12 protein-coding genes are annotated in these 15,438 nt (G+C 49.8%); 2 read left to right on the forward strand and 10 right to left on the reverse strand.

Annotated elements, in window-relative coordinates; all coding sequences use genetic code 11:
- Both infB and OC23_RS10680 read left to right on the forward strand, forming a co-directional pair.
- A complete protein-coding gene (infB, locus tag OC23_RS10675) occupies positions 1–2,715 on the forward strand; it encodes a translation initiation factor IF-2 (protein WP_038344750.1) in 2,715 nt (904 codons plus the stop codon).
- Positions 2,715–3,116, forward strand: a complete 402-nt coding sequence (locus OC23_RS10680) for a ribosome-binding factor A (RefSeq protein WP_038344752.1) — start codon at positions 2,715–2,717, stop codon at positions 3,114–3,116. Before infB ends, OC23_RS10680 begins: the two co-directional genes overlap by 1 nt.
- Before the next feature lie 55 nt (positions 3,117–3,171).
- On the opposite strand, the gene OC23_RS10685 is transcribed toward OC23_RS10680, so the two are convergent.
- From OC23_RS10685 to OC23_RS10730, 10 genes are all read right to left on the reverse strand, one after another.
- Complete coding sequence (locus OC23_RS10685; protein WP_038344754.1) at positions 3,172–3,546, reverse strand: Na+/H+ antiporter subunit G; 375 nt, start codon at positions 3,544–3,546, stop codon at positions 3,172–3,174.
- Positions 3,547–3,557: 11 nt separating this feature from the next.
- Positions 3,558–3,833, reverse strand: coding sequence for a monovalent cation/H+ antiporter subunit F (locus tag OC23_RS10690; protein WP_038344756.1), 276 nt, complete (start codon positions 3,831–3,833; stop codon positions 3,558–3,560).
- Positions 3,830–4,357, reverse strand: a complete 528-nt coding sequence (locus tag OC23_RS10695; RefSeq protein ID WP_038344758.1) for a Na+/H+ antiporter subunit E — start codon at positions 4,355–4,357, stop codon at positions 3,830–3,832. The genes OC23_RS10690 and OC23_RS10695 overlap by 4 nt, the downstream gene beginning before the upstream one ends.
- Positions 4,357–6,168 carry a monovalent cation/H+ antiporter subunit D gene (locus tag OC23_RS10700; protein WP_038344760.1) on the reverse strand — a complete coding sequence of 604 codons (1,812 nt, stop codon included), beginning with the start codon at positions 6,166–6,168 and terminating at the stop codon, positions 4,357–4,359. The genes OC23_RS10695 and OC23_RS10700 overlap by 1 nt, the downstream gene beginning before the upstream one ends.
- The gene (locus OC23_RS10705) at positions 6,168–6,536 is read right to left on the reverse strand and encodes a Na+/H+ antiporter subunit C (RefSeq protein WP_004774108.1); all 369 of its coding nucleotides are present in this window, start codon (positions 6,534–6,536) and stop codon (positions 6,168–6,170) included. The genes OC23_RS10700 and OC23_RS10705 overlap by 1 nt, the downstream gene beginning before the upstream one ends.
- Entirely contained in the window at positions 6,529–9,381 is a 2,853-nt protein-coding gene (locus OC23_RS10710; protein ID WP_038344763.1) for a monovalent cation/H+ antiporter subunit A, read from the reverse strand. The genes OC23_RS10705 and OC23_RS10710 overlap by 8 nt, the downstream gene beginning before the upstream one ends.
- Positions 9,382–9,630: 249 nt before the next feature.
- Entirely contained in the window at positions 9,631–11,013 is a 1,383-nt protein-coding gene (locus OC23_RS10715) for an AAA family ATPase (protein WP_038344765.1), read from the reverse strand.
- A gap of 25 nt (positions 11,014–11,038) precedes the next feature.
- Positions 11,039–12,541: a UvrD-helicase domain-containing protein gene (locus tag OC23_RS10720; RefSeq protein WP_038344766.1), complete on the reverse strand. Its 1,503-nt coding sequence runs from the start codon at positions 12,539–12,541 to the stop codon at positions 11,039–11,041.
- A gap of 9 nt (positions 12,542–12,550) precedes the next feature.
- Positions 12,551–13,318: a bifunctional phosphoribosyl-AMP cyclohydrolase/phosphoribosyl-ATP diphosphatase HisIE gene (gene hisIE, locus OC23_RS10725; RefSeq protein ID WP_038344768.1), complete on the reverse strand. Its 768-nt coding sequence runs from the start codon at positions 13,316–13,318 to the stop codon at positions 12,551–12,553.
- A gap of 482 nt (positions 13,319–13,800) precedes the next feature.
- The gene (locus tag OC23_RS10730) at positions 13,801–15,420 is read right to left on the reverse strand and encodes an ABC1 kinase family protein (RefSeq protein WP_038344770.1); all 1,620 of its coding nucleotides are present in this window, start codon (positions 15,418–15,420) and stop codon (positions 13,801–13,803) included.
- Positions 15,421–15,438: the final 18 nt, after the last annotated feature.

The following is a 15,438-nucleotide window of genomic DNA, read 5'->3' on the forward strand; positions in this document are numbered from 1 at the left end:
ATGACGGACAAGTCGATTCAAGAGTTAGCACTCAGTGTAGAACGTCCTGTAGAGAAACTCCTGGAGCAGGTTCGCGAAGCAGGTTTGCCACAGCGTAAAGCAGATGACATTATTACCACTGAACAGCAAGATACTTTGGTCAATTACTTGAAAAAAGTACACGGTCAGGAAAGTGGTAACACAGGAAAGATTGCGTTGAAACGTAAAACAACGAGTACTGCTAAAGTAACAAGTACTTCAGGTAAGGCAAAAAGCATTAATGTTGAAGTTCGCAAGAAACAGGTTTTTGCAAAGCCAAACCCTGAACTGCTTGCTGCTGAAGCAAAAGCACGTGTAGAAGCTGATGCAAAAGTACGTGCCGAGCAAAAGGCACGTGATGAAGCAGAGCAGAAAGCACGTCATAGCGCTGAACAGAAAGCCAATGCAACTTTAGAGGCAATGCGTGCTGCGCATACATCTGAAAGTGCAAATCAGGCACCGGCCAAAACAGCGGTTGTGGTGAAAAAGCGTAATAGCGACAAGGTGATTAAAGCGCCTGTTGTGAAGCCGACAGAAACACCAGAGCAGAAAAAAGCACGCGAAGAGCAAGCGGCTCAGTTAAAAGCGACTGAAGAAGCTGTGCGTCGTAAGGCCGCTGAAGAAGCGCAACAGCGCACGCTTGAGCAAATGCGTAAAATGGCATCGAAATATTCAAATGATGATGCGACTGCCACGATTCGTGTAATTGATGATTCACCTTTGGCAGCCGGCCTTGTTGGTCAGGCTTATGAAGATTCCTTTAACAAGGAAGACCGTGAAATCAAGCGTGGTGGATCAACCGCGAACCAGCGTTCTGGCAAGAAAGGTGGTCGTGGTGGTGATGCACAGGCAGAGCAAAGCTTTAGCAAGACTCACCACAAACGTGGCCTGAAAACCAGCCAGGCGAACAAGCACGGTTTTGAAAAGCCTGTGAAGAAACAGGTTTATGATGTCGAGATCGGCGAGAAAATCATTGTTACCGATCTTGCTCAGAAAATGGCAGTCAAGGTTCGTGAAGTCATCAAGACCCTGATGAAAATGGGTGAGCTTGTGACCCAGAACCAGGCCATTGACCAGGATACCGCGGTACTTGTAGTGGAAGAATTGGGCCACAACCCAGTCTTGGTTTCTGATACACAGGCCGAAGACAACTTGCTGGTTGCAGCTGAAGAAGCACGTGGTGAGCAAACGACTCGTCCACCGGTTGTGACGATCATGGGTCACGTTGACCATGGTAAAACCTCATTGCTGGACCGTATCCGTCGCTCTAAAGTGGCAGCAGGTGAAGCGGGTGGTATTACCCAGCATATCGGTGCTTACCATGTTGAAACCGACAAAGGCATTATTACTTTCCTGGATACACCGGGACACGCAGCGTTTACCTCTATGCGTGCACGTGGTGCAAAAGCAACAGATATCGTGGTTCTTGTAGTTGCGGCCGATGATGGTGTCATGCCACAAACCGCGGAAGCCATTGACCATGCGCGTGCTGCTGGTACGCCAATCATTGTTGCCATCAACAAAATGGATAAAGAGTCTGCCGATCCGGATCGCGTATTGAATGAACTGACCACCAAAGGTATCGTGCCTGAAGAGTGGGGCGGTGACGTGCCAATCGCGAAAGTATCTGCACATTCTGGTCAAGGCATTGACGGTTTACTTGACCTGATCCTGATCCAGTCTGAATTGATGGAGCTTAAAGCTTCTGCTGAAGGTGCAGCACAAGGTGTGGTAATTGAAGCACGTGTTGATAAAGGCCGTGGTGCAGTTACCTCGATTCTTGTACAAAACGGTACATTGAACATTGGTGACCTGGTATTGGCTGGTTCATCGTATGGTCGTGTCCGTGCAATGTCTGATGAAAACGGTCAGCGTATCACCTCTGCAGGTCCATCAATTCCTGTGGAAATCCTGGGTTTACCAGAAGCGCCAATGGCGGGTGACGAAGTACTTGTGGTCAACGACGAGAAGAAGGCACGTGAAGTTGCTGATGCGCGTGCAGACCGTGAACGTCAAAAACGTCTTGAGCGTGCAAGTTCAATGCGTCTTGAAAACATCATGGCGTCAATGGGCAAGAAAGATGTTCCAACCGTTAACGTGGTACTCAAAACTGACGTACGTGGTACTTTAGAAGCACTACATGTTGCACTTGACGAGCTTTCAACTGATGAAGTTAAAGTCCGTGTGATTGGTTCTGGCGTCGGTGCGATCACCGAGTCTGACGTGACCCTGGCTGAATCTTCAGAAGCGGTACTGTTAGGCTTTAACGTACGTGCCGACAATACTGCACGTCAGAAAGCAGATCAGGATGGTATCGACATCCGTTACTACAGCATCATCTACCAGCTGATTGATGATGTGAAAGCTGCGATGAGCGGTAAGCTTGCGCCTGAACACCGTGAGACTATTCTGGGTGTTGCAGAAGTACGTGAAGTGTTCCACTCAAGCAAGTTTGGTGCAGCAGCGGGTTGTATGGTACTCGAAGGTACATTACACCGTAACAAGCCGATTCGCGTATTGCGTGATGACGTCGTGATCTTCCAGGGCGAGCTTGAGTCTCTGCGTCGTTATAAAGATGTGGTTGAGGAAGTGCGTGCCGGTATGGAATGTGGTCTTGCAGTCAAAGGTTATAAAGACATCAAGCCACAAGACAAGATCGAAGTGTACGATGTTCAATTGATTAAACGGAGTCTTTAATGGCGGGTAGCCAACGCTTAAAGCGCATGGCGGATTCGGTACAGCGTGAGTTGTCCGAGCTGATCCGTCAGGAGCTTAAAGATCCACGTCTGGGTGGTCTAGTGACCATCTCGGCCGTGAAAGTCAGTGCAGATATGGGTTATGCCGAAGTTTATGTGACCGTGATGGGGCGTGAACTGGGCGATGACCAGAGTGAAGCTGCAAACAAGGAAACTCTGGATGTCTTGAATAAGGCCTCTGGTTTCTTGCGTCACGAATTGAGCCGTCGCATTAAGACACGTGTGACGCCTCGCTTACGTTTTCACTATGACAAAACCAATGCCTACGGCAACTATATGTTTGGTCTGATTGAAAAAGCGGTGCAGGATTTGCCTGAACGTGAGCAAGACGAACAAAAGTAAACAGATATAAAAAAGCCACCTTCGGGTGGCTTTTTTTGTGTCCGGAATAAAAGCGTTAATCTTTCTTCTGGGGATGGCGGCGATAACGCTGCCATGGAAGTGGGCGATTTAACGCTTCAGGCACATCACCACTGGTGGAGCGTAATCGTAGATGAATTGCGGCCTGTGCCATCAGATTGGCCGATACCGGTGCAGTAATAAAGGCAAACAGGGTAATAAGCAATTCGGCAAAACCAAAACGGCCCTGTGTGGCTGAAAAGATCATTGCCGCGATCAGGAAGCTCCCAAGCCCCAAGGTACTGGATTTGGTTGGGGCATGTAGGCGCATGAACAGGTCGGGCAGGCGGATCATGCCGATCGAACCCACCAGCATAAAGAATGCGCCCACCACTACAAAAAATGAAATGATAATCTCAAAAATCAGTTGCATGCAGGAGCTCCTTAATCAATCACATGACCGGTTGTGAAGTAACGGGCAAGTGCGGCGGTCGATACAAAGCCAAGCATGGCCACCAGTAGTGCCCCCTCGAACAGGTTAGTGCTGACCCAGTAGATTCCTAAAACCACGATCAGGCAGGTGGCATTCAGAAACAGGGTGTCCAGTGCCAGCAAACGGTCAATCACAGAGGGCCCCACGATCAGGCGAATCAGGCACATAAACATCGAGATGGTAATCGCAATTAAACCCACCCCTAGTGCATAAGGCAAAATAGTCATTTGGTGACTCCTTCTGCAATCTTTACGTCAAAGATTTCGATTAAAGGCATTTCATAGCGCTGTTTGATATCCTGAATATCAAGCTCGGTATTATCGGTACTGAGCGCATGCACCAGAATATCGCCACGTTCCTGATCAATCCCGGCAGAAACCGTTCCCGGTGTCGTGGTAATGATCATGGCCAGCAGGGTGTTGACCTGTTCGTGTTCGGTTTCCAGCGGAACCCGGTACCATTTCGGATGCAGTTGATCCATGGGACCCAGCACCATCCGGGCCACACGAAAGTTAGACACAATAATATCCCACAACACCACAAAAAACAGTCGAATGGCCGGTATCCAGTGAATATGCGGAGTTCTTGCGATAAACGGGCTGACCAGACGTGCAATCCCGATTGCAAGAATCACGGCAATCAAGAGATCGGTTGCATCCAGACTGTGAGCCAGCATCAGCCAGCTCAGGAAAATCAGCACCGACACAAAGGGATGCGGGAACCAACGGTCAAGCAAAGACGGTTTTTGCATTATTGATCCTCCATTGGCTTTAACTGTGTAGCATTTGGAATGGTCGGCGCTTCTAAAATCTGTCCTGCAATTTGACGTTGCTTGTATTCAGAAATATGTTCGCCTTGTAAGGTAGGAGTAGAGATCACATCCGGAATCAGCAAGGCATTATGATCTTCGACTTCACCCCCGTATTTGGTTTCAGGCAAATAGCCGGGATCATAAGGCTGGACACTGACCGGACGACCTTGTGCATCATTTTTCAGGATCATCTCGTTATACAAGGCATGATTCTGGATCTGCTGTGCCGTTGCCATGGTGTAGTTCTGGATCGGCGCGGCAAAGACGACATAAGCCATCAGGCTGGCCAGCAGGATATAGATCGCCTTGTCATTGCGCTTGGGTGCCACTTCTGGCAAGGCCCGATAGTCAGCATAGGCTGCTTCTTTCTGGTCTTCTTCCGGCGGGGTGGCACGCCAGAACAGGATAAATCCAACACGTGTCAGTGCAATGATGCTCAACAGGCTGACCAGCAGGATGACCGCAATAATCCAGCCTTGATAAGGCGTTTCGGCAGTTGCCTGCAAGATAAACACCTTTCCGAAGAAACCGCTGAATGGCGGCAGACCTGCCAGCATCAGGGCAATAAAGAAATAGGTAAATGCTGCTGCTTTTTCCTGCTTGATCTTGGGAGCAACTTTCAGGTGGTCCTTGAATGCGCCACGTTGTGAGGTCATCCAGCCACAGAACAGATAGAAGGCCGCTGCAATCAGGGTACTATGCACCAGATAATAAAGTGCTGCTGCCCAGGCTGCCGTATTGAACATGGCAATGGCAATCAGCAAGGTACCGACTGATGACAGCACCATGAAACCAACAAAACGGCGCAGGCGTTCAGCACCGATCGCACCAAACACCCCGTATAGTGAGGTAATCAGGCCAATAATCAGTAAGCAGTTTTTAAAAATGCTTTGTGCCATGGCATCATCGAACACCGTCCCATTGACCCGTAAAATGGCATAAATGCCGACCTTGGTCATGATGGTAAACAGCGCTGCAACAGGTGTACTGGCAACGGCATAGGTTTTTGGTAGCCAGAAGCCGACAGGCAGCATGGCAGCCTTAATGCCGAACACGACAAACAGTAGCAATCCACCGGCAATCGCAAGCTTGTGCTGATCACCATCCAGGGTCGGGACGAGACGGCCTACATCGGCCATATTCAGGCTGCCCACGCTGCCATAGATCATGCCCAAACCAATCAGGAACAGGGCAGAAGCCAGCAGGTTAATGGTGACGTAATGGATGCCCAGCTGGAAACGGGGCTGGCCCTGTCCGTGCAACAGCAACACATAAGATGCCATCAGCAGGATTTCAAAGAACACGAACAGGTTAAACAAGTCACCGGTCAGGAAGGCCCCCGAGATTCCCATCAGCAGGAAATGAACCATGGTGTGGAAATAACGGCCACGGGTATCCCAGTTATCACTGGCAAACCAGATCACCGGTATTGCAAGCAGGTAGGTAAGTACCAGCATAAATGCAGATAGACGATCCAGAACCAGCACAATACCAAAAGGTGCAGACCATTCGCTGAGCTGGTACACGGTAATCTGTCCCGTACTGGCAATTGCCAGATAGCTCACCGCTGTGAGGAGTCCCAGGATGGCAGAGCCAAGACTGATGCCGCGACGCCAGGGCTGGCGCCAATCCTGCTTTAAAGAACCTGAACCCGGGTTGCCGAGCAAGATCAGTATAAAGCTGGTAAAGGCCGGAATCAGGATACTGATAATCGGAGCATGAGCGTGCCAGAAACTGTAAAAATCAAACATTATGGCTCATCCTCGCGTGGGTCATAAGTCAAGGTGGGTTCTTCTTTGGAATCGACATGATCGGTACCGGATTCATAGCGGCTGCGTAAGGCAAGTTGCACAATAAATGCGGTGGTTGCAAAGCCGATGACAATCGCGGTCAGAACCAGCGCTTGCGGTAACGGATCGGTGACTTTGGTGGCCTGGGTCAAGACTGCCGGGGCATTGATTTGCAAGCGGCCCATTGCGAAGAGGAACAGGTTGACCGCATAGCCGATCATGGCCAGGCCAAGTACCACCGGGAAGGTTCTGGCACGTAGAATCAAATAAATCCCTGTGGCGGTAAGCAGGCCAATCCCTGAAGCAAGTAAAAATTCAATACTAACCATTTTCTTTATCTCCACTTGGGATCGGGCCTGACATGCTGGAGTGACGTGAGTCACCCAAGACCGAGATCAATAACATGGTGGCACCTACCACGGTAATGTACACGCCTGTATCAAAGGCCACTGCCGAGGCAAGGTGCATTTTGCCGAATAAAGGCGCTTCCACATAAATATGTGCACTGGTCAGGAATGGGCGTGCCCAGAACCAGGCTGCAATCCCGGTCAGGCCGGCGATGGTTAAACCGCAACCAATCCAGAGTTCATACAGACGGCCAGATTTGGCTCTGATCATCTGCTCGGCCTGATCTTGTCCCAGCACGATGTACTGGATCACCAGTGCCATTGAGGTAATCAACCCGGCAATAAAGCCGCCACCCGGCAGGTTATGGCCGCGCATGAAAATATACACGCTGACCACGAGGGCGAGTGGCAAGATCCATGACGCCGTGATACGTAACATCAGCGGAGATGGGTTGAAACGGTAGGTGAGGCCCTGGGTCATGGTGGTGCCATGTGCACGCATACCGTCCATCAGGCATAAGGCACCGATGGCCGCGATCCCCAGTACGGTAATTTCCCCGAAGGTATCGAAACCACGGAAGTCGACCAGAATCACGTTGACGACATTGGAACCGCCGCCCAGCGGAATCGCCTGCTGCATGAAGAACCACGAGATGGAGTTGTGGTCACGGGTCAGCAATAGCCAGGTGATCCAGCCAATTCCCAGACCGCCCGCAATGGCAAGGCTGGCATCTCTCCAGCGACGGGAACGGCTGGACTCGTATGGAGTCAGTTGTGGCAGTAGCGACAGGCTCATTAACAGCAGAACCGTGGTGACCACATCTACGGTAATTTGTGTCAGGGCAAGGTCAGGCGCTGACATGGTCACAAATACCATGGTCACGACCAGTCCCACGGCACCACTGATCAGTACGGCCTTGATACGTTCGTGGTGGAACCAGAGCATCATCCAGCAAGCCGAGAATAAGGTCAGCCATAAGACAATTGCGACCCAGGGTGCATGCGTGAGCTCACGGGTTCCCGTGCTCAGTCCCTGATTGAACAGTGGCAGGGCCACCATGACCAGACTAAAGAGCACAATCCAGAGCAGATAACTTTGCAGGGAGCCATTTTCAGTGGTCTGCTTCAGGCGACGGCTACTGAGCAGCAAATGCTTCAGGAACAGATCAAACAGCACTCTGCCCTGAAATTTACCCAGATGCGGGTCGAGGTCAATCTTGCGGATACGACCGTCTTTGGCCAGGGCAAAATAGAACAGTGCACCACCAATCAGGGCGATAATACTCATCAGCAACGACGCATTGATCCCGTGCCAGATCGCCAGATGTACACCTTCAAATTCAGGTTGTGCCAGACTGGCACGTGTGACGCTATTGACCAGCGTCCCTGCAAGCAGGGCAGGGAGGATACCCACCAGAATACATAGCGTTGCAAGGATAATTGCAGGTAAACGCATGCCTAACGGTGGTTCATGCGCTTCTTTATTGGGAACCTGCTTGCCGAGCGGGCCGTCAAAGAACACCCCGTGAACTAAACGGATCGAATAACTCACTGCAAAAATACCGGCCAGCGTCGCAACAATCGCCGAGATCACCATGACTGGGCCAGATAGATTTGCCAGTAACTCGGTAAAGAACATCTCTTTCGAGATAAAGCCGTTGGTCAGTGGCACGCCTGCCATAGACGCAGCCGTGATCATGGTCAGGGTTGCCGTGAAAGGAAGCAGTTGCCAGACGCCGCTGAGCTTACGCAAGTCACGTGTACCGGTTTCATGGTCGATAATCCCTGCAATCATGAACAGTGCCGCTTTAAAGGTGGCATGGTTGATGATATGGAATATGGCAGCAGCCACAGCGAGTGGCGACCCGATACCGAGCAGACACACAATCAGGCCTAAATGGCTGATGGTCGAATAAGCCAACAGTCCTTTCAGGTCTTCTTTGAAAATTGCAAAACCTGCAGCCATACACAAGGTGAACAGGCCGACAAAGGTGACAATGTTATGGTACAGCGCAGCGCCGATAAAAACAGGTGCCAAACGGGCCAGCAGGAAAATCCCGGCCTTGACCATCGTGGCCGAATGCAGGTAAGCCGAAACCGGAGTTGGTGCGGCCATGGCATTGGGGAGCCAGAAATGAAACGGGAACTGGGCGCTTTTGGTAAATGCCCCGAGCAAGATCAACAGCAAGGCCGGTACAAAAAGCGCATGTTGCTGAATGGTATCTTTCATCAGTACCAGCTGGTCAATCTGATAGGTACCGGTGATCTGACCCAGCAAGACAAAGCCCCCCAGCATTGCCAGGCCGCCCATGCCGGTAATCGTGAGTGCCATGCGGGCACCACGCTGGGCCGCATCATACTGACTCCAGTAACCGACCAGCAGGAAGGAAGAAATACTGGTTAACTCCCAAAACACCAATAACAGGATCAGGTTGTTAGAGAGTGAAATCCCGAGCATGGCTGCCATAAACAGCATTAATAATTGATAGAGTTTACTGAGGGAGTTTTTCGGGCTGAGATAATAATAGGCATAAATATAAATCAGGGTACCGATACCGCTAATCAGCAGACCAAACAATAAACCTAATGCATCCAGACGAAAGCTCAGATTGATTCCAAGCTGTGGAAGCCAGTCCCAGCTTTGTTGCAGGACATTGCCCTGAAGAACCGTTTCTGCCTGGGTAAGAAGTAAAATAAAACAGCTAAGGCTGATGCCAATCGCTCCAAGTGCCGTCACGCCCCGTGAAATACGTTGCAATTGTGAGACAAGGGTGGTGCCGAGTATGAGCGGTAATAGGATAATAATCGGTAGCACACTGGTATCCATGTCGATGATTTAGGCCGAGACCTAAGGGTGAATTTTTTTCAAGATTTACAGGCACTCAAAGAGAATACCAAAACTCTAAATCTTGAAGCCCAATCAAGTTAACGGAGGCAGCAAGTTGTATTGCACAACTTGAAAATAAAAAATGCGATTTATTTTACTACAAAATACCAATAAAAATCTGATGTTATTACATGAAAATAACAACACTTCTGCTTTTAAATCACGCTGTTTGCCACTACGGGAAGCGGTTTAGAGCGGGCTTTCCTGAGGCGTATCATCGATCTTGAGCAAATGGAGCAAATCGCTCTTTTCCTGCTCGTTCAGGCCCTGAATCTGGTGAAATAAGTCATCCACCTTGTTCGATAAAGGATCGGCTTGCAGCATATTCTGCTGTTCACTACAGCTCGTTTTTTCTGTTTGTGTTAACTCCTGATACAGCGCTGACAATTGTTGCTGTGAGGTTTCCAGATCGACTTCATAAATTCCTTTCTGGTCCAGTTTCAGGCATTGATACTGCGCTGCATGCTCAAGCAAGGCATCACGGTTACCGGTAACAATCATCTGCAGGCGCGGGAAGGCATCATGCAGACGCTCAAGGATTTCGGCACACATATGCTGGTCCAGCTGATGATCAATCTGGTCAATCAGTAAAATCCCTTCACCTTCCAGACACGGGTTAAAGCAGTGCGGATTCAACAGGCACAGGCGCCGGCTCACATCGCCAACCAGTGCGATCCAGGCTTTCATCGAGGCCGAAAGCAGCTGAAAAGGAATGGTCTGTTCCTGATAGCGAACCATCAGCTGGAGTTTGGGAACATATTGAATATAAATATCATTCAACTCGGGAAAAACCGTCTGCAAGCTCTTTTTCAAGGCATACAGATTAGGGGCAGACAACTGTTTCGGGTGATTGACCAGTTCCTGTTGTAGCTCTTGCAAAATCTCGGACTGGTTTTGCTGATTGAAGTCATTACCCATCAGGCGTCTGACGATATGGGCAGAATGTGCATTCTCGACATCACTAATTTCACGTAACCATTCAAAAAAACGGGCAAAGGTGGTGTAGGGAACGGCGGTTAGATCGTAGGCTGCAATTTCCTGTAAGGTGCCGGGTGTATTTTTACTCTGTAAATTAATGTCCTGTACAAAGCGTTCGGCCGGATAATAGGCAATCAGTGGCAAACCGAGTAACGGGTCCTGTTGTCGGGTTTTCTGGTACAGGGTCACCATCTGGTCCAGTTGCTGTGTTTCCACCTGGCTAATGCCAACCCCTTGAGCATTAAAGGTTTTATAGAGCTTCCACATGCAGGTTTGCGTATCTTCGGGCTGCGCCGTACTGCTTTCGGCCAGGCTTCCGTTCAGTTCACTGCTGATACGGACATGCATCTGGATTTTGGCCTGCAGCCGGTTTAACAGGATATCCTGATCGGCAATGACCACACCCGCAGTACGAATATCTTTATAACGTGCAGAAAACCAGGTCAGGCTCTGGTAGATATTTTTTAAAATGGTACTTTTACCTGAGGCCTGATCACCCAGAATCAGGGTCACGGGATGATGTTCCGGATAGAAATCGAGTTTTAAGTCCCGAAACATGCCGATGTGTTTAAATAGAACCGATTCAAGTTGCATACGCTGACCTCAATGGTGAGCGCTTTTAACCTGTGGACTGACGAAGACTGGAGGGCGCTCGCTGTTTTAATTGTTGTAATAAGTCATATAAATGATGAATATTTAGACTTACTTTAGCACGCGTACAGGCCACGTAAAGTAGTCTCAGCTCCTCATCTGTAATTTTATGTTCCATGCCGTTGATCTTGAACTGGTAATCATCTTCGATATGGACACGGTTCCATTCCAGCCCCTTGGCTTTATGGGCCGTCGAAATAACGTAATCGGCCTGTTCAATCGGGGTGATTTTAGCCAGTGCCTTTTTCAGCGGCTCGGTACCGTGATCATCGACCAGCTTGACCAGCGGCTTGATATCGCTGCCATCATTGGTTTCACAATATTCATGGACATCATGCCAGGAGTTAAACCAGGCCAGTTCAGGCACGTCGGTAATCCGTTTGCCTTGCTTGAGTAAACTGGCGGCATCGACAAAGCGGCTGAGTTTCTGGTGATCGGCCTGCAGGCTGACTTTATCACCATGTACCAGACCAGATAGCAGCAGCTCCATGGCGCGGGCATTGGTCCGGCACAGGATGGCATCCCGCATCTTGGTGTGCGGCTTGTTCACCACACTGGATTTCTGGTGCGGATTGCCGAGCAGGGGAACAGTTTCGTTCAATGCGCCGAGTAAGCTGTTGGCCACATCAGCGATCGCGTCACCAAAACGGAACGAGGTAGTGAGCCGGCTTTCAGGCAAGGGCATCTGTTGCATGGCATTGATTGCGCCACGCCAGGCATAGATTTGCTGATGCGCATCACCGACATAAATCACCTGGGTACTTTTCTGGCGCAGCAAAATCCCGAGCATGAGCGGATCTGCATCTTGGGCCTCGTCAAACAGCACATAATCTGCCGGAATATTGGGCTCGGATAAGGCCCATAATTTCAGGTAAATATCATGCCCGATTCCTGCCTGATGGTTGGGATCAATCGACTCTAGCCAACGCCGTTCCACCGCAGGGTACAGGTGTTGCTGCAGGGCCTCGATGTCATCCAGATGTAACCAGCTGGGTGCCTGAATATGACGTGGGGCCGGATATTGGGAACTGGTGGAACAGAAGTAGCTAACGGCATTGGCCACCAGACTGGCCAGACGGCTGGGCATCAGGACATATTTTTCATAACGCCCGCCCATCAGGCGACGTAATGTAATCGGCTCAAGACGGTATTCTTTGGCAATAAAACTGGGACTGAGGCGCGGAAGACGTAACTTGTCGGTGACTCCACGTGGAACACTGCGAAATGCCAGCGAGTGGAAGGTACGACAGTTTACATTGCTGTGGAATTTATTCTGGGCTTCCGAGGCAATTGCCTTGTTAAAGGCCAGATACATGCCACGCCGCTCAGGCATGGCATCACTGATCATCTGCAAGGTCGTGGTTTTCCCTGTGCCAGCATAGGCAATCACTTTAAAGGACTGGCCCAGACGGGCATTGTCTATGGCAAGGGCTTGCTCATAGGTGGCTTTGGGTTTTTCTATATTTGACACAGGCTCTATTTACGCTTCTTTACCACGGTTGGCTTTTTCAACTAAACCGGACAGACCTTGGCGACGTGCCAGTTCATCCAGTACCACTTGCGGATCAAGGTCGAAATAACCCAGCATCACAATACTGTGGAACCACAGATCAGCAACTTCATAAACCAGATCGTGTTTATTTTCCAGTGAGGCATGCATTGCATAATCTTTGGCAGCGATAATGCTTTCGACACTTTCCTCACCGACTTTTTCTAAAATCTTATTGATGCCTTTTTTGTACAGGCTGGCTACATAAGAGTGATCTGCTTCGGCATTTTTGCGTTCTTGCATCAAACGCCCGAGATAAGCAAGAACATCCACCTGTTCATTTTGCACCTGATCATGTGTTTCAACTTTTGCCGATGCGCCATAAATCGCCGTCGGGTCTTTGAGTTGGGCGTCGACAATTTCCCAGCCTTGCGGGGTAAGTTTGCGATAGAAACAAGATTCACGGCCGGTGTGACAGGCAATGCCACCATGCTGTTCAATTTGTAGAATGATGACATCGGCATCGCAATCGAGACGAATTTCATGCACGGTTTGAAAGTGCCCTGATTCTTCGCCTTTGTGCCAGAGTTTTTGACGTGAGCGTGAGTAATACACCGCCTGTTTTTTTTCCGCAGTCAGTTGTAAAGCCTCACGATTCATCCACGCCACCATTAACACCCGTCCGGTTTGATGATGTTGTGCAATGGCAGGAACAAGACCATTGGAATCAAATTTAACTTCATCTAACCAGTTTGACATGAGTGAAAATCCATTGGGTGGAAAGCAGCTAGTGTAGCGTTTGTGGCTGGGGTTGGCTATGCTTGTTGGCTAAAAAATCGTAGAGATGGGGTTCTGGATTTTAACCGGAGCCTTGATCTGGATTATATCAGCACTCTGATAAACTCTGCCTGCGAGCAGCAGTTCTTCTAAATCGGTCCATAAGGATGACAGGCTACTGTATAGACTGATAGCTCGTGTCTGCATGCAGTGAAGTCTGGGGAGTAAAACCGGTACCGATGCTTTAGTGTTAAGCTCTTTATCTGCTGAATGCCGGTTGATTTTTCGATGGTCTGGTTACAGGAGCTTGCAGTGTCCAGCACAAGCCCTCACTTGAAACTCAGTACGGGTTGATCATGCTGGCAAGTCGTCTGGAAATTATAACAGGACCAGATGTGGTGCCATTGTTGCCAGAAGACTTGGTGAGTTATAAAAATCCCTTGCCGGGGCAAGGGATCAATGTGTTATTTGGCAATACGCCACAATGCAATCAGGCTGCTCAGCACGATCAGGATAACGGAGATAAACCATGGCGTGATAATGGCAATGCTCAGCAAGATCAGCAGGGTACTCCCAAAGATCCAGCTACGGCGTTGCTGCTGTTGCATCTGTAAACGCATTTGCTGGATTTCACGCAGCTGTTTGTCATGCCACGCCGACTGGTTTTTTAAACCGTTCAGACTGTCGATCAACAGGCTTGGAATATCTTGTGCACCCAGTAACAGGTCTGGAATTTGCTGACCCAGTTCTTTCATGTTTTTCACCGGGTTCATATTGGCCTTGACCCATTCGGTCAGAATCGGTTTGGCCAGTTTCCAGATGTCTAGTTGCGGATAAAGGTCTGTGCCCAAGCCTTCAACATGTACCAGTGTTTTCAGTAACAGCATGAGTTGCGGCGGAATTTCCAGATGGAAACGACGGGCAATATCCATGACCTGAATCAGGATTCCTGCAAAATCCAGCTGATCCATCGGTTTTGAGACCATTGGGCCAACGGTGCGGCGCATTTCGCGGGCTAGGGCATCCTGGTCTGTCCCCGGTGGAATCCAGCCGGCCTGATGTACGATCTGGATCAATTGCATAAAGTTGCTGTTCATGACAGCAAGCAACATACGTGCAACCGTCATCTGGTCATGCTTGGACAGTTCACCCATGATGGCACAGTCCAGTGCAATAAAACGTGGATTGCTCGGGTTAATGGTTTCGACAAAGACATTGCCCGGATGCATGTCGGCATGGAAGAAATTGTCGCGGAATACCTGGGTGAAGAAAATGGTCAGACCTTTTTCTGCCAGATCGGCACGATCCATACCTAAACGGTCAAAGGTCGCGATATCAGAGATCGGCACACCGGTAATCCGTTCTGCCACCATCACGTCCTTGCTGTCCATATAGACTTCAGGCACGTACATCATGCTTGAACCGGTAAAGTAGTGACGCATCCGGCGGGTGTTGTCGGCTTCCAGACTCAGGTCAAGCTCGTTCAAAATGATCTGGCGATAATCCTGAATGATCTCGGATAAATGCAAGGCCCGGGCGGCTTCCAAGCGGTTCTCCAGCCAGTCGCCAAGCCACGTCAGAATTTCAAAGTCCTGTAAAATCTGACTGCGAATATCCGGACGGGTCACTTTCACCACCACTTCGCGACCATCATGCAACGCCGCGGTATGCACCTGGGCAATTGAGGCGGCAGCAAGTGGCTGTTCATCAAAGCGGGAGAACAGGGTGGTCACATCGGCTTTGAGTGATTCCTGGATACGCTGTTTTGCCAGCTGGGTGTCATAAGGTTTGACCCGGTCTTGCAACAGCACCAGTTGCGATAATACTTCTGGTGGAATCAGGTCACGCCGTGTAGACAGCAATTGTCCCAGCTTAATCGCCAGCGGCCCCATTTCTTCAAGTGCTTCTTTCAGCTTGAGCGGATTTTTCTTCTCGCGGCTGGACCAGGCTGCCGGATGCATTCTAATGATGTTGAGTGCATGTCGTGCCTTGACCGGTAATTCTTCCGCAGGGAACAGGGTATCAAGGCGGTAGTGTGCTGCGATACGCCAGAGTTCGAATAACCGTGTAACATGCGGAATCATATAAAGTCTTACCTAGTC

Origin of the sequence: Acinetobacter sp. A47, assembly GCF_000805455.1 — a bacterium.
Taxonomy (GTDB): domain Bacteria; phylum Pseudomonadota; class Gammaproteobacteria; order Pseudomonadales; family Moraxellaceae; genus Acinetobacter.